The organism is Gordonia sp. DT101, assembly GCF_049844895.1.
Classification (GTDB): Bacteria; Actinomycetota; Actinomycetes; order Mycobacteriales; family Mycobacteriaceae; genus Gordonia.
Genome location: NZ_JBNCLX010000002.1, coordinates 220,272 through 237,639, shown reverse-complemented (window position 1 = coordinate 237,639; position 17,368 = coordinate 220,272). Strand labels below are relative to the sequence as shown.

14 protein-coding genes are annotated in these 17,368 nt (G+C 66.5%); 6 read left to right on the top strand and 8 right to left on the bottom strand.

The window, feature by feature from the left end:
- The first annotated feature begins 296 nt into the window (after positions 1-296).
- The 3 genes from ACLQ3I_RS07610 to ACLQ3I_RS07600 all read left to right on the top strand — a co-directional run bounded on the left by ACLQ3I_RS07610 (position 297) and on the right by ACLQ3I_RS07600 (position 3,329).
- Positions 297-974 (top strand): TetR/AcrR family transcriptional regulator C-terminal domain-containing protein, encoded by a 678-nt coding sequence (locus ACLQ3I_RS07610; RefSeq protein ID WP_425800988.1) that lies wholly within the window; start codon positions 297-299, stop codon positions 972-974.
- 123 nt (positions 975-1,097) lie between these two features.
- Positions 1,098-2,780, top strand: a complete 1,683-nt coding sequence (locus ACLQ3I_RS07605; protein WP_425800986.1) for an acyl-CoA dehydrogenase family protein — start codon at positions 1,098-1,100, stop codon at positions 2,778-2,780.
- A gap of 114 nt (positions 2,781-2,894) precedes the next feature.
- Positions 2,895-3,329, top strand: coding sequence for a DUF1330 domain-containing protein (locus ACLQ3I_RS07600; protein ID WP_425792316.1), 435 nt, complete (start codon positions 2,895-2,897; stop codon positions 3,327-3,329).
- Between the two features lie 91 nt (positions 3,330-3,420).
- Here the strand turns inward: ACLQ3I_RS07600 and ACLQ3I_RS07595 are convergent, their stop codons facing one another.
- Positions 3,421-4,818, bottom strand: coding sequence for an FAD-binding oxidoreductase (locus tag ACLQ3I_RS07595; protein WP_425801895.1), 1,398 nt, complete (start codon positions 4,816-4,818; stop codon positions 3,421-3,423).
- A 49-nt stretch (positions 4,819-4,867) separates the two neighbouring features.
- Between ACLQ3I_RS07595 and ACLQ3I_RS07590 the strand changes: the two genes are divergently transcribed.
- On the top strand, positions 4,868-5,806 hold the full coding sequence (locus ACLQ3I_RS07590; RefSeq protein ID WP_425800984.1) for a serine/threonine-protein kinase: 939 nt from the start codon (positions 4,868-4,870) through the stop codon (positions 5,804-5,806).
- A gap of 29 nt (positions 5,807-5,835) precedes the next feature.
- Here ACLQ3I_RS07590 and ACLQ3I_RS07585 read toward each other — a convergent pair whose 3' ends face one another.
- Entirely contained in the window at positions 5,836-6,981 is a 1,146-nt protein-coding gene (locus ACLQ3I_RS07585; RefSeq protein ID WP_425800982.1) for an amidohydrolase family protein, read from the bottom strand.
- A 135-nt stretch (positions 6,982-7,116) separates the two neighbouring features.
- Between ACLQ3I_RS07585 and ACLQ3I_RS07580 the strand changes: the two genes are divergently transcribed.
- Positions 7,117-8,268 carry an FAD-binding oxidoreductase gene (locus tag ACLQ3I_RS07580; RefSeq protein WP_425792313.1) on the top strand — a complete coding sequence of 384 codons (1,152 nt, stop codon included), beginning with the start codon at positions 7,117-7,119 and terminating at the stop codon, positions 8,266-8,268.
- 33 nt (positions 8,269-8,301) lie between these two features.
- Here the strand turns inward: ACLQ3I_RS07580 and ACLQ3I_RS07575 are convergent, their stop codons facing one another.
- The 5 genes from ACLQ3I_RS07575 to dnaK form a co-directional block, all read right to left on the bottom strand.
- Positions 8,302-9,441 carry a hypothetical protein gene (locus tag ACLQ3I_RS07575; RefSeq protein WP_425792312.1) on the bottom strand — a complete coding sequence of 380 codons (1,140 nt, stop codon included), beginning with the start codon at positions 9,439-9,441 and terminating at the stop codon, positions 8,302-8,304.
- 63 nt (positions 9,442-9,504) lie between these two features.
- A complete protein-coding gene (locus tag ACLQ3I_RS07570) occupies positions 9,505-9,900 on the bottom strand; it encodes a heat shock protein transcriptional repressor HspR (protein ID WP_425792311.1) in 396 nt (131 codons plus the stop codon).
- A gap of 2 nt (positions 9,901-9,902) precedes the next feature.
- On the bottom strand, positions 9,903-11,102 hold the full coding sequence (dnaJ, locus tag ACLQ3I_RS07565) for a molecular chaperone DnaJ (RefSeq protein ID WP_425792310.1): 1,200 nt from the start codon (positions 11,100-11,102) through the stop codon (positions 9,903-9,905).
- 196 nt (positions 11,103-11,298) lie between these two features.
- Positions 11,299-12,006 carry a nucleotide exchange factor GrpE gene (grpE, locus tag ACLQ3I_RS07560; protein WP_425800980.1) on the bottom strand — a complete coding sequence of 236 codons (708 nt, stop codon included), beginning with the start codon at positions 12,004-12,006 and terminating at the stop codon, positions 11,299-11,301.
- Positions 12,003-13,859 carry a molecular chaperone DnaK gene (gene dnaK / locus ACLQ3I_RS07555; protein ID WP_425792308.1) on the bottom strand — a complete coding sequence of 619 codons (1,857 nt, stop codon included), beginning with the start codon at positions 13,857-13,859 and terminating at the stop codon, positions 12,003-12,005. Before dnaK ends, grpE begins: the two co-directional genes overlap by 4 nt.
- 400 nt (positions 13,860-14,259) lie before the next feature.
- Between dnaK and ACLQ3I_RS07550 the strand changes: the two genes are divergently transcribed.
- Positions 14,260-14,829 carry a TetR/AcrR family transcriptional regulator gene (locus tag ACLQ3I_RS07550; RefSeq protein WP_425792307.1) on the top strand — a complete coding sequence of 190 codons (570 nt, stop codon included), beginning with the start codon at positions 14,260-14,262 and terminating at the stop codon, positions 14,827-14,829.
- A 118-nt stretch (positions 14,830-14,947) separates the two neighbouring features.
- Here the strand turns inward: ACLQ3I_RS07550 and lon are convergent, their stop codons facing one another.
- Entirely contained in the window at positions 14,948-17,275 is a 2,328-nt protein-coding gene (gene lon / locus ACLQ3I_RS07545; RefSeq protein WP_425800978.1) for an endopeptidase La, read from the bottom strand.
- Between the last annotated feature and the right edge of the window lie 93 nt (positions 17,276-17,368).

Sequence of the window (17,368 nt, the reverse complement as noted above, 5' to 3'; positions counted from 1 at the left end):
GATTTCGACCTGACTGAGGTGAGCCCTCTGGTGAGACACGAATCTGTCCTTATCGACGACGGTTCGACTGACTGTGGTCCGAGTCACCAGTGTCAGGGCGATTCGCCGAAAGGGGAACCGGATCTCACGAATACGAACTATCCACCGGGCGGATAGTTCTGACTCGACTGAACCCTCGGGGCTCGCCGGTCTCGACCGTGATCCTGGCCTGCTAGGCAAGTTGGTTCCGAGCCGTCCTTGACCGCCACCGATCTCGTCATTTATTGTTTTCCATACAAACACTTGACGAGGTGGCGATGACCAGCGCAAACGGACGCGGAACGCGTGAAGCCGGTAAGGCGACGCGTCGCGCATTGCTGTCCGCGGCCACCGAGGTGTTCGTTGAGCAGGGCGAGACGGCGTCCATCGCGCAGATCTGCCAGCGGGCTGGGGCCTACCCGAACCAGGTCACGTATTACTTCGGCTCCAAGGAGCAACTCTTCGTCGAGGTGGCGTGCGCCGCGGTCCTGCGCGCCGGCCGCCACGCGGAGGACGCCGCCACGTCCGCGACCACGGTGCGCGAGTACACCAACACCCTGGTGAGTTCGCTGCTCGGATCACAGGCCCGAAACGTCGAACTCTTCACCACTGCCATGCTCCTCGTCTCGCGCCGCCCAGATCTCCGGGACGGCATCAGCGATACGCTGCGTACCCTCCACGAACGCGGCGAAGAGGCTCTGATGCGCACCTTGGTCCGGACCGGTTGGCAACTGCGCGCCGAGATCGGCGTGGAGGCAAAAGCGTTCTGGTCGGCGATCTTCGGGCTCATCGTCCAAAAGGCCGCGACCGGGCCCGATTTCGACGACAACCTCGAAGATGCTGTTGCCGTGATCTTCACGAATCTGCAGATACCCGAGCAGGTTCTCGATCGAACTCTGACGGGTGGTCTCGATACGCCACTCACTTCGTTCGCGGCTACTCGACCAGCGGGGTGAGGTTCATGAGGCACTCGAGCCGCGGGATGAAGTCACGGCATTCGACCAGCGGGATGAGGTCAAGGCACTCGACCGGCGACATGAGCCCATGGCACTCGACCAACGAGATGAGAAGGAAATACGATGACGCAGTTCGACACACACACCACACCGCAGCCCCACGTCACACACACGGTTCTCAACCAGTCCGCTCCCCGTCGGGACATCAACGAGTACGAGCTCAACACCGTTCTCCGCGAGGCTGTTCAACGCCACGACGGCGGCTGGGCGGATGACGAGCTGCGCGAGATCGGCGCCTTGGTCGGCAGCGAACAGTTCCAGCACGACGCACACCTGGCCAACACGATCACGCCGGAACTGCACACCTTCGACCGATGGGGCAACCGGATCGACGAGGTCGAATACCACCCCGCATATCACCGGATCATCTCCGCGTCGATCGCCCACGGCTCACATACCCGCTGCTGGGCCGACCCGCAGCCCGGCTCCCATGTGGTGCGGGCCGCCGGATTCATGATGTTCGGTCAGATCGAGCCGGGTCACGCCTGCCCGGTGTCGATGACCCACGCGGTCATCCCCTCGCTGGAGCTGCAACCCGACGTCGCCGCGCAGTGGGTTCCGAAGGCCTTGTCCCGCAGCTACTCCCCCGATCTCTCCGCCGATAAGTCGTCGGCGATCTTCGGGATGTCGATGACCGAGAAGCAGGGCGGCTCCGATGTCCGCGCCAACACCACGGTCGCCAAGCCGGTGGCAGGCGGCGGTCCCGGCGCCGAGTATCTGCTCACGGGACACAAGTGGTTCTGTTCGGCCCCGATGTCCGATGCGTTCCTGGTGTTGGCACAGGCCGAAGGCCCGGCAGGAGAAGGTCTGTCCTGCTTCCTGCTGCCCCGGGTACTTCCGGACGGCACCCGCAACGTCTTCCGCATCCAGCGGCTGAAGAACAAACTCGGCAACAAGTCGAACGCGTCGTCGGAGATCGAGCTCGACGGCACCGTCGCGGTGATGATCGGGGAACCGGGTCGCGGCGTGCGCACCATCATCGAGATGGTCGCACAGACCCGCCTGGACTGCGTCCTCGGCAGTGCATCCGGCATGCGGCAATCCGTCGCCGAGGCGGTCTGGCATGCCCGCCACCGCGCCGCGTTCGGTGCGACGCTCGCCGATCAGCCTGCGATGGCCGCCGTACTCGCCGACCTGTCGCTGGAATCCGAGGCCGCGACGGTCACCGCGATCCGTCTGGCCCGCGCCCACGACGAGGACGCCAACGATCAGGAGCGCGCCTTCCGGCGACTGGCCACCGCGGTCGCCAAGTACTGGATCTGCAAGCGCGGCCCGCACCACTCCTACGAGGCGCTGGAGTGCCTGGGCGGCAACGGTTACACCGAGGATTTCCCACTGGCGATGCGGTACCGCGAACAGCCTGTGATGGCCGTCTGGGAGGGGTCGGGCAACGTGATCGCGCTGGACGTGCTGCGCGCGATGACCCGTGAGCCCGAGTCAGTGGCCGCCTTCGATGCCGAGGTCTCCCTGGCCCGCGGATCGAACCGGATACTCGATGTCCATCTCGACGGCCTCCGCGACCACCTCGGCGAGCTTTCCCGCATCGACACGGCATCCGCGCAACGGCGCGCCCGTTCCGTTGTGGAGTCGATGGCCCTTGCCCTCGAAGCGTCTCTGCTCGTACGGTTCTCACCGGCGCCGGTTGCCGACGCATTCATCGCGGCCCGCCTCGGCGAGGACCGCAACTTCGAATACGGCGCGCTGCCGGACAGCGCCGACCTGTCCGCGATCCTCGAAAGGCACTGACCCGCGACCATTCTCGCTCACCGATCTCGTTCCCGCTCATCCCGCAGGATGCGCGGGAACGAGATGGGTGAGCGGGAACGCCGACCGAAACCACCCGACCCACGGAGGCGTCCCATGAGCACCGAACTCCCACCCACCGACCGCCGCGCCGTCGACCCACGCAAGGGCCAGTTCGGGCAGCTGTCCGAGCTACCGGCCGACCAACCCGTCACCATGCTCAACCTGCTCCGGTTCCGCGATGTCGCCGACTATTCGCAGGCCGACGACCTCGCGCCCGCACAGCCGATCTCCGGCGCCGAGGCCTACCGTCTGTACACCAAGGCGGCCACGGCACACCTCGACAAGACCGGCGCGGAGGTGGTGCTGCACGGCGATTGTGGACCCACCGTGATCGGTCCCGACGACGAGCGCTGGGATTCGATCCTGGTGGTCCGCTACCCCAACCCGAACGCGTTCCGGCAGATGGTCACCACTCCTGACTACCAATTCATCGCTCGCCATCGCACCGCGGCGATCGCGGACTCGCGGCTGATCGCGACGTCCGCGTAGCCTTCCCGATTCCCGCTCACCGATTCCGTTCCCGCGCACCCGGCAGGATGAGCGGGAACGGAATGGCTGAGCGGGACCTGTCCCTGAGCGACTACAGCATCACTCCGGGGTTCAACAGGCCCTGGGGATCGAGCGCACGTTTGATGGTCGCGGTGAGATCCATGACGTCAGGGCCGACCTGATCCGGTAGCCAGTTCTTCTTGAGCCTACCGACGCCGTGTTCGCCCGTGATGGTGCCACCGAGGGAGATCGCCAGATCCATGATCTGGCCGAAGGCCTGCTGCGCGCGGGCGGCCTCGTCGGTGTCTGCCGGGTCGAAGACGATCAGCGGATGCGTGTTGCCGTCGCCGGCATGAGCGATCACCGAGATCAGCACGCGGTTGTCGGCGGCGATCGTTCCGACGCCGTCGATCAACGCGGGTAACTGCGGGAGCGGCACCCCGACATCCTCGAGCAGAAGCGACCCGATCTTCTCGACGGCGGGAATCGCGGCACGACGGGCCGCGGTGAAGGCCTCGCCCTCCTGCGGGTCCTCGGTGGCGAACACCTCGCTTGCGCCGTGAACTTCGAACGCCTGCGAGATGATCTCCACCTCGGCTGCTCCGGCCGGCCCCGGAGCATCCGACTGGGCCACCAGAAGCGCGCCGGCCTCCCGGTCCAGCCCCATCCGCAGCATGTCCTCCACGGCGTTGATGGAGACCGAGTCCATGAACTCGAGCATCGCCGGCCGGATCTGCGACGTGATCGCCAGGACTGCCTGGCTGGCCTCGTGGACCGACGCGAAGGTTCCCACGACGGTGGAGGCCGGCGCCTGCGGCGGCAGCAGGCGCAGGGTGACCTCGGTGATGATGCCGAGCAGCCCTTCGCTGCCGACGAACAGTTTGGTCAGTGACAGTCCGGCGGAGTCCTTCAGCTGCATGCCGCCGAGCCGCACCGCGCGACCATCGGCGAGCACCACCTCGAGGCCGAGCACGTAGTCGGTGGTCACGCCGTATTTCACACAGCACAGACCACCGGCATTGGTGGCGACGTTCCCGCCGATCGAGCAGATCTCGAACGACGACGGGTCCGGCGGATACCAGAGACCGTTGGCCGCGGCAGCCGCCTTCACCTCCGAGTTGAACAGTCCCGGCTGTACCACCGCGGTCCGCGTCGCCGTGTCGATGGCAAGCTCGCGCATCTTCTCCGTCGAGATCATCACCGCCCCGTCGACCGCTGTCGAACCGCCGGACAAACTGGTCCCGGCCCCCCGGGTGATGAGCGGGATGCCGTGCTCACCACACCAGCGCACCGCGATCTGCACCTGCTCGGTGGTCGTCGGGCGGATCAGTGCCATCGGCGTCCCGGCCTGCGGATCCTGCGCACGATCCTGCCGATATGCAGCGAGGATGTCGAGGTCGGTGACCACCATGCCGATCGGCAGCGCGGCGACGAGGGAGTCCGTGGCAACCGTTCGGGCGCCTGGACCGGACGAGGCGGGCTCGGTCATTCGGGTCATGTGTCAACCATAGGTCCGACGACGCGGCAGAATGAGCTGGGTGAGCGACTTTACGGTGCTGGGGGCCGGCGACTTGGTGGCCGGCTACACCATCGATGCGCTCCTCGGCAGCGGCAGCAGCGCCGAGGTATACCGTGCACACCGCGATGGTGACACCGATCCGGTCGCACTCAAGGTGCTTCACACCGGGCCCAACGACCGGCAACGGGTTCGCGAACGGTTCGACCGCGAGTTCACCATCGCATCTCGGCTGCAGCACGCCCACATCGTCAAGATGTACGCACGCGGGGAGATGGATCCGCTCCCGGTGGACGACAAGCACACTGCCCCAGGTGTTCTGTGGATGGCGATGGAGTACATCGGCGGGGTGTCGGCCGGCGATCTGATCGCCCATCGCCCCGCCGAGCCCGACATCACGACGATCGCGAAGATCGGCGCGCAGATCGCCGAGGCACTCGATTTCGCCCACGCCCGCGAGGTTCTGCACCGAGATGTCAAGCCCGCCAACATCATGGTTTCAGCACCTTCCGACGATGTCCATGCGGTCCTCACGGATTTCGGTATCGCCCAGTTGCTCGACGACGCCCGGCCGCTTGCGCGTAACGGCCGAGTCCAAGGATCGATCGCCTATGCCTCGCCGGAATTACTCACCGCTCAACGTCTCTCACCGGCGACAGATCAATACGCGTTGGCCGCCAGCCTGTTCGAACTACTGACCGGCGATCCACCCTTCCAGCGAGCGACGGCTTTTGCCATCACTCACGCTCACCTGCACGATCCGGTCCCACCGCTGACCAGAGCTCGCCCCTGGCTGCCCTCGGCGCTCAACTCGGTGTTCACCAAGGCGCTGGCGAAGGACCCTTGCAAGCGGTACGAGTCGTGCAGCGAGTTCACCGACATCGTGAAACGAGCGCTGCGAGATATCCCGGTGCCGGCCGGAGCCCCGCAGCGGCGCTGGCCGTGGCGTCGAACTTTGTAGTAGAAATCCGCGGGTACCGCGGGTTTATGCTACAAAATCGGCGGGCCCTGGTCGATCCCGTAGACCCGCATCGCGTTGTCACGGAAGACCTTCCGCAACACGTAGTCCCCGCCCTGGGGCTCGAGCAGATCGATGAGTGCACCGATCACCATGTCGAGTGCGGTGTTGGGCTTGTCGATCGGGAAGTTTGAGCCGAAGATCAACCGGTCGGGGCCGAAATGTCCGAAGACGTGTTCGACCAGGGGGCCGACCATCTCCGCGAGGGTGCCGCGGCTCCCGATGTTGCCCCACCGCTCCCGGCCGTAGCCCAGGACCGGCAGCCCGAGACCGGACAGCTTGACCACCACGTTGGGACACGCTGCCAGCGTGGTCATCCGCTCCCGCCACAGGCGCAGGATGTCGGCTCGGGCGCCGGCGGTCGCGCCGGTCCGCGCACCGACCGGACCGAACACCCCGACCGGCGTCCCGAGATGGTCGACCACGATGGTCGCCTCCGGATACTCCCGCGCGAGCGTCACCACGTCGTACAGCTGGTGCGAATAGACAAACGCGTCGAACACGAGGCCACGTTCGGCGACCTCGGCGAATCCGCGGAGGAACGACGTCGAGGCGAGAATCCCGTCAGCGTCAGCGCCGTTACGGATCCGTGGATCGGGGTGCCGGGTGGTGATCCAGCGGACCCCACGCAGGCGGTCGGTGAGCGCCGCGTGCTCGTCGAGCAATTCCGCGAACATCTCGGCGCGCGGATCGGCGTGCGCCACGATGGCGCCCAACTCGGGCGACTGGCCGACCCCGAACGGGAGCTTGGTGACGTACCGGGTCTCCTCCACGGCCGAACGCCCCGCCGGAGTGTCGGTCCGGCCAACGGTGCCGTCGCGGCGCCAATGCGACTCCATGTGCACAACCGTCTCGACCCGGACCCCGGCGACGGTGCGGACGGCCGCCGCATCGGCCAGATACTGCAGGGGTTCGTACACCCGGGCCACGGTGCTCGGTGTGAGCACGTACTCGCGGTCGGCCTGCGACACCACCATCGGAAAAATACGATCACCGAAGGCGGGAAGGAAACTGTAGAGCCGCGACAGTCGATTGGCCGCCCAGGGCGTGCTCCGCGGATTCCACTGGTGCAGATGGGCATCGACTATGCCCGGCACCACGCCATCGAGCGAGCTCACATCACTGAGCCTGCCACACACTGCGCGAACCCGACATCGAATGATGGATCATCAGTCCTCGTCGAACGACCGCTAGGGTGATTAGTCTTGGGCGGGAAAATCCGCGGTACCGGTACAGGGAGGTGACCCCACGACGTGCCCAGCCACTCACGGCATACGCTCCATCACCTACGCACGGTGATCGGGCGCGATCCCGATCGATTCTCCGCAAACGTCTACACCAGGATGTTTGCCATCGATCCCGACCTCCGCGAGCTCTTTCCTGCGGTGATGGCGGGACAGCGGGATGCGTTCTATCACGTCATCGACCACGTCCTCGACGTGGTGCCACGCGAGGACGGACACGACGAACTGATCGAGTTCCTTGCACAACTCGGTCGGGACCATCGCAAGTTCGGCGTGCGGCCCGAGCATTACGGCATCATCTATCAGGCTTTGATCGCCGAGTTCGCATCGGTGCTCGGCGACTACTGGGACGACGAATCCGCGCAGACCGTGACGCAGGCGATGATGCTGACCACGGGTGTCATGCGTGGTGCGGCCGAGACGGCCCCGCATCCCGCGTTGTGGTCGGCCGAGGTGGTGGAGAAGTTCCGGATCACCCGTGACCTGGCGGTGGTTCGCCTGATCACCAAGGCACCGTTGCGCTTCGTCGTCGGGCAGTACCTGGAGGTGCAGATCCCGCAGCGACCTCGGATGTGGCGGAACCTGTCCCCTGCCATTCCGCCGAACCCCGCCGGTGAACTGGAATTCCATGTGCGCGCGGTGGCCGGTGGAACGGTCAGTTCTGCGATCGTCGGGGAGACCCGGAGCGGTGACACCTGGTATTTCGCGCAAGGCCACGGAACTTTACATGTCGAGCGTGATCAAAAGGTGCTCATGGTGGCGGGCGGCACCGGTCTCGCGCCGCTGCGGGCGCTGCTCATCGAGATGTCGAAGCGAGCGGACTCGCCGCCGACGCACATCTTCTACGGGATGCGTCATCCCGGTGAGCACTACGACCTTGCCGTGCTGCGCCGCATCGCCGGCACCAATCCGTGGCTGACCGTCACCGCCGTGTCGGAGGAGACCAGCGACCCGTGGTGGATCACCTCGACGGCGACGCCGGAAGCCCTCGGCATCGAGCACATCATCGGCACGCTGGGAGATGCGGTGGCCCAGACCGGTCCCTGGGATGACCGTCAGGTCCTCATCGCGGGTTCAGCCCAGATGATCGAGGCGACGCGGCGGCGGCTGCTGATCGCGGGCGTCCCGGCGAGCCGGATTCAACACGATCCGGTGACCTGAGCGCGGTCATCCGCGCCGCCGACCCGGGTCCGTTCACCGGCTGGGCTTGTCCTTCGTGTGCTTCGAAGCCCGTGGCGCCCACTTGTTCGCGGAGGCCTCGCCACCACCGCCGAACCTGGTCTCGGTCGTGGTCTCGGTCTCGGTCTCCGTCTCGGTGACCGTGGCCGGGTCCGACGCCGACTCCGTCTCGGTGGTCGTTTTGGTGACCGTCTCCCGATCCCGGGTCACCGTCGAGGTCTCGACGGCGGTCTGGGTCTCCGTGGTCGGCTGCGCCGTCGAGGTGACGGTGATGGTCGAGGGCGCAGCAGTCACCGTCGTCGTGGTCGGCGCCTTCTCCTCGGTTGCGTCGACGCCCGCGAAGACCGCCGACGCTGCGATCGCACCGAGCACCAGGGCACCGGCCATCGCTGCGCCGATCAGCCACCAACGGCGATTCGACGAACCGCGCGGCACCGCTCCGGGCCGCAACGCCAGGATCGCAGCGCCCACCGCGGAGGACAAGGCCGGCTGGTCGGCAGCGGCCACCGGGCGAGCCAATGCGTAACCCAATGCAGCTACCGCACCGGGCACGTCGGCGCCCGGTCCGGTGCACAGCACCGACGTCACCGACGATCCGCCGGGCGCCGCGATCACGGCCTCTGCGACCGAGGTGGCGTGTGCCGGATCGGTCACGGGTCCTGGCGAACCGTAGGCGAACTCCGCGGTCCCGAGCACCTCGCCGGTCGCCGAGTCCAGCGTCACCACGGACGAGCCCGGCGACGGGACGGCGGTCCGATCCAGATCGACGACGGCGATGATGCCGCGGACGCCGGCTGCGCCCCGCGCAACCTCGGCGAGCGCGGCGGGCATGTCGGTGACCGCGACCTTCTCGTACCAACCCGGACGTGACGTCCCGGGCGAGAGGTTCGCCTGCAGATAGCTCTGGGTGGCCGGTCGCGCACACGCGATGCCGATCCGGTCGATGTCGTACGGCACGGAGTCGACCAGCTCATGGATGGCGGTCTGCGCGCTCTGCGCCGAAGGGTCGGAGAGATCGACCAGATTGCTCGCGACGATCTCGCCGTCGGCACCGCGCACGACCGAGACGATCTGGTCTTCGATGACGGAGATGCCGAGCACCGAGCCGGCCGAGATCGAGCTGCCCTGGGTGCGGGTGCTCTGCGTCTCGGCCATGGTCCTGTCCTGTCTCCGGCGACGTTGTCGGGAGTCAGGGTAGCGGGTGGTTCCCGACGGCGATCAGTCGGCTTTGCGCTTGCGACGCGGCTGCCATACCACCAGTGCGCTGGTGCGCGGGACCGGCACGAGCTCGCCGCTGCGGCGGTGCGGAATGTTGTCCACCTCGGTCTGGAGTTCGCGCACCCGCTGTTGCAGAGCGTCGACCTGATTGCTCAGATCGATGATCCGCTTGATTCCTGCGAGGTTGACGCCCTCCTCCTGGGAGAGCCGTTGGATCTCGCGGAGCAAGTCGACGTCGCGCGCCGAGTACCGCCGCCCGCCGCCGCTGGTGCGCTGGGGTGTGACGAGACCGAGCCGGTCGTAGGTGCGCAACGTCTGAGCGTGCATGCCGGCGAGTTCGGCGGCAACCGAGATCATGAAGGTCGCGCCGCCCTCACTCTCGAACTTGCCGGCCATCATCATCGCCCCCACCCGGCGCGCGGATCGAAGCCGCCGGCCTTCTCGGCCTCGGCGTAGCGACGCATGGCCTCGGCCGCCGCGTCGTCGAGCTTGGGTGGCACCGCGACCTTCACGGTGACCAGGAGATCGCCTGCCCCACCGGAACGCTTCGGCACGCCTCGACCACGGACGCGGAGTGTGCGGCCGTCGGTCGTGTTGGCCGGGATCTTCACCCCGACCGTCCCGTCGAGTGTCGGCACGGACACCGTGGCGCCCAGGACCAGCTCCGAGATGCTCACGGGCAGTTGGACCTTGAGGTCATTACCGCTTCGGGTGAAGACCTTGTCCGAACGTACATGGACGACGACGTACAGGTCTCCCGACGGCGCGCCGCGAGGACCCGCCTCGCCTTGGCCCGCGAGCCGAATACGCTGTCCGTCTTCCACGCCCGCGGGAATGCGGACGTTGATGGTCCGCGCACGAACCCTCACGCCGGAGCCGTCGCAGTCGGTGCAGGGGTCGTCGATACGTGATCCGGTGCCCTGGCAATCCTGGCAGGGTTCGCTGAATCCGAACGCTCCCTGATTACGGCTGACGAATCCGGAACCGTTGCAGTTCGGGCAGACTCGTGGGCTCGTGCCGGGCTTTGCCCCGCTGCCGTGACACGTGGTGCACGGCGCCGGGCTGGTCACCCGGAGCGGGACCGTGGTGCCCTGCGCGGCATCCTTGAAGGTCAGCGTGGTCTCGGTCTCGAGGTCGTTGCCACGCTTGGGACGCGTCGCCGTCGACGACCGCGGCCCGCGATTGAACAGTCCCTCGAAGAGGTCGCCGAATCCGCCTGCCGAGTCGGCCGTACCGCCGCCGTTGCCGAACAGGTCGCCGATGTTGAAGTCGGCGCCACCCGTCGTCGTCGTATAGGTTGTGCCGCCGCCCGGGAAGCCGCCGGGAAAGCCGTTGCCGCCGCCACGGAATCGCCCACCGGCGAACATCGCGCGGGTCTCGTCGTACTCTTTGCGCTTCTCGGCGTCGGACAGCACGCTGTGGGCTTCGGACACCCGCTTGAAGCGCTCCTCGGCCGCCGTGTCACCCGGGTTCGCATCCGGGTGCAGCTCGCGTGCGAGCTTGCGGTAGGCCTTCTTGATCTCTTCAGCCGAAGCGTCAGAAGCAACGCCCAGGTCCTTGTAGAAGTCGTGTTCCAACCACTCACGCTGTGGAGCCACCAGACGTCACCTCCTTCGTTGTCTCAGTTGTCTGGATGTAGTTGTCTTCGCTGTCGCTCCGCTCCCCGAGGTGCGAGGGGCCGCCTCTCCGTTCCCTGAGGTGCGAGCGAAGCGAGCCACGAAGGGGCCTGCCGCAGCCGCCCCTTCGTGGCTCGTCGCTACGCTCCTCGCACCTCAGGGAGCGAGGACGGTTGCCTTATTGTGCACCAGTTTCTTCGTTTTCCGGCACTGCTCCGCCCGTGCTGCCGTCGGGGGTCCCGTCGACCGGATCGGTGACCGTCACCATCGCGGTGCGGATCACCCGCTCGCCGAGACGGTACCCACCGCGATACACCGAACCGATGACCGGATGGGCACCCTCGCCCTCGTGCTGGACCGCCTCGTGGAGTTCCGGATCGAACGCGTCGCCGGACTCTCCGAACTTGATCAGCCCTTCGGCACCCAGCGCAGCGCTGAGCTTGTCGGCCATGGTCCGCATGGGTCCGTCTTCGAGGTCGCCGTGCGCACGGGCGCGGTCGAGATCGTCGAGGATCGGGAGCAGCTTCTCGATCAGCACCTGCTTGCCGTAGGCGACCGATCCCTGCTTCTCGTCTGCGGCACGTCGCCGGAAGTTGGCGAACTGCGCGCGTTCACGCTGCAGATCGGTGGTCAACTCGGCGATACGCGCATCGACCTGATCGGCCGCCGCGTCCGCGTCGGTTTCCGCTGACTGGTCGGATTGCTCGTCTGCTGCCGGCTCGGCGTCCGCCGGGCCCGGTCCGGCGCCCGCCGCGTCGCGCACCTCGCCCGTCTCGGGGTCGATGCGTCGACGGTCGGACACCGTGACCGGCTCGTCGGGTCCATTGGGCCCGCTCGCTCCGCTCCCGGCACCCGGATACGTGCCTGCCGGCTCGCCAGCGGTCATTTGTTGTCCCCGGAGTTCGACGGCTCGTCGACAACCTCGGCGTCCACGACGTCGTTGTCGCCGCCGGCGGCCTCACCTTCGGCTGCCTCACCGTTGGGCGACTCCGCAGCCGAGGCGGCATAGATCGCCTGTCCCATCTCCTGGGACTCGGCCGAGAGCTTCTCGACGGCCGACTTGATCGCTGCGAGGTCGGTGCCCTTGAGGGACTCGTTCGCCTCCGCGATGGCCGCCTCGACCTTGTCCTTCACCTCGCCGGGGACCTTGTCCTCATTCTCCTTGAGGAATTTCTCGGTCTGGTTGACCAGCGACTCGGCCTGGTTGCGGGTTTCCGCCTCCTCGCGACGCGTCCGGTCCTCGTCGGCGTGCGCCTCGGCATCCTTGATCATCCGGTCGATCTCGTCCTTGCTCAGGCCCGAGCCCTCCTGGATGCGGATGCTGTTCTCCTTGCCGGTGCCCTTGTCCTTCGCGGTGACGTGCACGATGCCGTTGGCGTCGATGTCGAAGGTCACCTCGATCTGCGGGACACCCTGCGGTGCCGGGGCGATACCACCGAGCTCGAACGAACCGAGCAGCTTGTTGTGCGAGGCGATCTCGCGCTCACCCTGATAGACCTGGATCTGCACGGACGGCTGATTGTCCTCTGCCGTCGTGTAGGTCTCCGACCTCTTGGTCGGGATGGTGGTGTTGCGCTCGATCAGCTTGTGCATCACGCCGCCCTTGGTCTCGATGCCGAGGCTCAGCGGGGTCACGTCGAGCAGCAGCACGTCCTTGACCTCGCCGCGCAGCACGCCGGCCTGCAGGGCCGCGCCGACCGCGACGACCTCATCGGGGTTGACGCCCTTGTTGGGCTCCTGACCACCGGTGAGCTCCTTGACCAGCTCGGTCACGGCAGGCATACGGGTCGAGCCGCCCACCAGGACAACGTGATCGATGTCGCCGACGGCGATGCCGGCGTCCTTGATGACGGCCTGGAAAGGCGACCGGGTCCGCTCCAGCAGGTCCGAGGTGATCTTCTGGAACTCGCTGCGGCTCAACTGCTCGTCGAGGAACAGCGGGTTCTTCTCGGCGTCGACGGTGATGTACGGCAGGTTGATCGACGTGCTCTGCGAAGCAGACAGTTCGATCTTGGCCTTCTCGGCGGCCTCACGCAGCCGCTGCATGGCCATCTTGTCCTTGGTCAGGTCGATGCCGTTCTGGCTCTTGAACTTGTCGACGAGCCAGTCGACGATGCGCTGATCCCAGTCGTCGCCACCGAGGAGGTTGTCGCCCGAGGTCGCACGGACCTCGACCACACCGTCGCCGATCTCCAGCAGCGAGACGTCGAACGTGCCGCCACCGAGGTCGAAGACGAGGATGGTCTGTTCCTTCTCGCCCTTGTCGAGACCGTAGGCCAGTGCGGCAGCGGTCGGCTCGTTGACGATGCGCAGCACGTTGAGGCCGGCGATCTGGCCGGCTTCCTTGGTGGCCTGACGCTGCGAGTCGTTGAAGTAGGCGGGGACGGTGATCACCGCGTCGGTGACGTCCTCGCCGAGGTAGGACTCGGCGTCGCGCTTCAGCTTCATGAGCGTGCGCGCGCTGATCTCCTGGGGGGTGTACTGCTTGTCGTCGACACCGACGGTCCAGTCACCCTCGCCCATGTGGCGTTTGACCGAACGGATGGTGCGATCAACGTTGGTGACCGCCTGATTCTTCGCCGGCTGCCCGACCAGCACCTCGCCGTTGCGCGCGAATGCGACCACCGACGGGGTCGTCCGGGAGCCTTCGGCGTTGGCGATGACAGCGGCTTCGCCGCCTTCGAGCACGGAGACCACCGAGTTGGTGGTGCCGAGGTCGATTCCAACTGCACGAGACATGTGTTCTCCTCCTGGTTCATGGGTTGCACCCAAGTACGTGGCCGGGCCCGAGCCGTTTACTGCACGAACCGCGGATGTTTCGTCGAGACCCGCGTCGGAACCCGAACTTCAGTGCATCCGACTCATGTCCTACTGAACAAACAAGCCGGAGTCAACCTGGGTTGAGCCTACATGACTCAGGTCTCTCGATTTTCTCAACGGACCCACCTGGCGGATTGTTCCCGGATCGGCCAAGAAAGTTGAGCGAGGTGGACTCAATGTGGGGAGGATCTCCCTGCCCGTACCCCATGGTTTGGTACGGCACCGAATACACTCATGCGGCCGGGCGCACGCTCACGCCCCGGCGATTGCGGGCGTGACCTGGGAAATGATGGAGGCGGCGTGACCACGGATCTCGTTGATGGCTGACCGGCGCAAACTTTTCGGCGAGGCCGCACTCGAGGTCATCTCGACCGGAGGACTCCGTGCCCTCACCCATCGCTCGGTGGACGAGGCGGCCGGACTGCCGCTGGGTTCGGTGAACTACTACGCGCCGACCCGGGCCAGACTCGAGGCGTTGGCGCTGACCGAGGCGTACGAGCAGATGTACGCGATCGCCATCCGTACTTTCGGGCCGATCCTGGAGACCGACGTTCCGTCCACCGATCTCGTCCTCGACTGCACCACCGATTTCGTCACAGCGATGTCGGCGGAGACGGGTCTCGTCGCCGCCCGCCATGCGCTCCTCGTCGAGTCCCAGTTCGACGACGTCCTGCGCGAACAGGTGACGACCAATCGCACCGCCTTTGTCGCGTTCACCGAACCGTTTGTGCGATCGAAGGCGCCGAAAAGCCCGGCACGAACGGCCGAACTCATCGTGGCCCTGGTCGAAGGGCTGATCCAACAGCAGACGCTCGTTGCGACAACCAATTTCCACCGCCCGATGATCCGCGCCGCGATCGCACGGATCTTCGGGTTCGCCGGAGGTTGAGCCGTCCGTCAGCGATATGACTGCGGCGTGAGCGCACCGCGGCGACAATTATTGTCGTCACGGCTCGCCCACGCCGCGGTCGTATTCGGATTCCGATCGGTCGGCGGGCACGCGACCGTCAGGCGGCCGAGACCGCCAATTCCTCGACCGGTTCGAGCGCCTGCGTGATGATGTCGGCGACATCGACCATCGGCTTCACCTCGAGCGCCTCGAGGACCTCGGCCGGGACGTCGTCGAGGTCGGGCTCGTTGCGCTGCGGGATGAAGACGGTCCGCAGTCCATTGCGTTGTGCGGCAAGCAGTTTCTGCTTTACACCGCCGATCGGCAGCACCCGTCCGTTCAGCGTGACCTCGCCGGTCATGCCCACCTCGGCACGGACCTTGCGGCCCGTCGCCATCGACACCAGCGCCGTCACCATCGTGACGCCGGCGCTCGGACCGTCCTTGGGCACCGCACCCGCGGGCACGTGCACGTGGATGGTTTTGTCGAGCGCTGCCGGGTCGACACCGAGTTGCTCGGCGTGTGCTCGCACGTACGAAAGTGCGATCTGTGCCGACTCTTTCATCACATCGCCCAGTTGACCGGTCAGCTTGAGACCCGCCTCACCGTCGGTGCCGTTGACCTCGATGAACAGGACGTCGCCGCCCATGCCGGTGACTGCCAGACCGGTGGCCACACCCGGCACCGCCGTGCGCTCCTCCGATTCGGGAGTGAAGCGCGCTCGACCGATGTACTCCTTGAGGTCGGACTCCCCGATCTCGATCGGCGCCTGCGCCTTGCCGGATTCCAGGTTGGTCGCAGCCTTGCGGAGCAACTTGGCGAGCAGCCGTTCGAACTGTCGCACACCGGGTTCCCGGGTGTAGTTCGCGGCGATCTCGCGCAGTGCGTCGTCGGCGACGGCCACCTCGGCATCGGTCAGGGCTGCACGCTCGGCCTGCCTCGGGAGCAGGAAGTCGCGGGCTATCGCGACCTTGTCGTCTTCGGTGTAGCCGTCGATGGTCACCAATTCCATCCGGTCCAGCAGCGCCGACGGGATGTTCTCGACCACGTTTGCGGTGGCCAGGAACAGGACGTCGGAGAGGTCGAGATCCAGATCGAGATAGTGATCGCGGAAGGTGTGGTTCTGAGCGGGGTCGAGGACCTCGAGCAGAGCCGCCGCGGGATCGCCCCGGTAGTCCGAGCCGACCTTGTCGATCTCGTCCAGCAGCACAACCGGATTCATCGATCCGGCCTCGCCGATGGCCCGCACGATCCGGCCGGGAAGGGCGCCGACGTAGGTGCGCCGGTGACCGCGGATCTCCGCCTCGTCGCGCACGCCACCGAGGGCGACGCGGACGAACTTGCGACCGAGAGCGCGGGCGACCGATTCACCCAGCGACGTCTTGCCGACGCCGGGAGGGCCGGCCAGCACCATCACGGCACCCGACCCGCGCCCGCCGACGACCTGCAGGCCACGTTCCGCGCGACGAGCTCGGACGGCCAGGTATTCGACGATGCGATCCTTCACGTCGACCAGACCGTGGTGATCGGCGTCGAGGATCTCGCGGGCACCCTTGATGTCCGTCGAGTCCTCGGTCCGCTCGCTCCACGGGAGGTCGAGCACGGTGTCGAGCCAGGTACGAATCCAACCGGTCTCCGGTGACTGATCGCTGGCGCGTTCGAGCTTGCCGACCTCGCGCAGTGCGGCTTCGCGCACGTTCTCGGGAAGGTCGGCGGCCTCGACGCGACCGCGATAGTCGTCGGCACCTTCGGGCTCGTCCTCACCGAGTTCCTTGCGGATGGCGGCGAGTTGCTGGCGCAGCAGGAATTCCTTCTGCTGCTTCTCCATACCGTTGCGGACGTCGTCCGCGATCTTGTCGCTGACCTCGGTCTCAGCGATGTGCTCGCCGGTCCAGTCGATGAGCAGCGTGAGTCGCTCGGCGATGTCGGGGGTCTCCAGCAGCTGACGCTTCTGGATGTCGGTCAGCCACGACGAGTAGCCCGAGGTGTCCGCCAGTGCGGACGGGTCCGACATCTTGTTGACGCCGTCGATGATCTGCCACGCCTCCCGGCGCTGCAGCATCGCCAGCACGAGCGTCTTGTACTCGGCCGCCAGCGCCTTCACGTCGTCGGTGATCTCGGGGTCGTCGATCTCGGTGACCTCGACCCACAGCGCGTTGCCGTGGCCGGGCGCACCGGTGCCGATCTGGGCCCGGGACTCACCCTTCACCACCGCGGCGGTCTGCCCGCCGGGCATGCGCCCGACCTGCACGATCGACGCGATCACGCCGTAGCTGGGATACCGGTCGTCGAGTCGCGGCGCGACCAGGAGCTTGCCGGATTCGCTGGCCCGGGCCGCGTCCACGGTCGCCTGGGCGGCGTCGTCGAGTGGAATCGGAACCACCATGCCCGGCAGGACGACGAGGTCCGGAACGAACAGAACGGGCACTGAATATGTCTGTGACATTCATCCTCCAAAGTTCAGTCTGACCGACTCAACCCTGGTGGCGGAATGTTTGTTCCCGGGGATATTTCGCCAGGAGCGGAATGGTTGGCTGCG

Coding starts and splice junctions, on each gene's coding strand:
- ACLQ3I_RS07605 (WP_425800986.1), top strand. CDS start 1,098: ATGACGCAGTTCGACACACACACCACACCGCAGCCCCACGTCACACAC.
- ACLQ3I_RS07595 (WP_425801895.1), bottom strand. CDS start 4,818: ATGACCGAGCCCGCCTCGTCCGGTCCAGGCGCCCGAACGGTTGCCACG.
- ACLQ3I_RS07610 (WP_425800988.1), top strand. CDS start 297: ATGACCAGCGCAAACGGACGCGGAACGCGTGAAGCCGGTAAGGCGACG.
- grpE (WP_425800980.1), bottom strand. CDS start 12,006: ATGACCGCTGGCGAGCCGGCAGGCACGTATCCGGGTGCCGGGAGCGGA.
- ACLQ3I_RS07600 (WP_425792316.1), top strand. CDS start 2,895: ATGAGCACCGAACTCCCACCCACCGACCGCCGCGCCGTCGACCCACGC.
- dnaK (WP_425792308.1), bottom strand. CDS start 13,859: ATGTCTCGTGCAGTTGGAATCGACCTCGGCACCACCAACTCGGTGGTC.
- ACLQ3I_RS07550 (WP_425792307.1), top strand. CDS start 14,260: ATGGCTGACCGGCGCAAACTTTTCGGCGAGGCCGCACTCGAGGTCATC.
- lon (WP_425800978.1), bottom strand. CDS start 17,275: ATGTCACAGACATATTCAGTGCCCGTTCTGTTCGTTCCGGACCTCGTC.
- ACLQ3I_RS07575 (WP_425792312.1), bottom strand. CDS start 9,441: ATGGCCGAGACGCAGAGCACCCGCACCCAGGGCAGCTCGATCTCGGCC.
- ACLQ3I_RS07570 (WP_425792311.1), bottom strand. CDS start 9,900: ATGGCCGGCAAGTTCGAGAGTGAGGGCGGCGCGACCTTCATGATCTCG.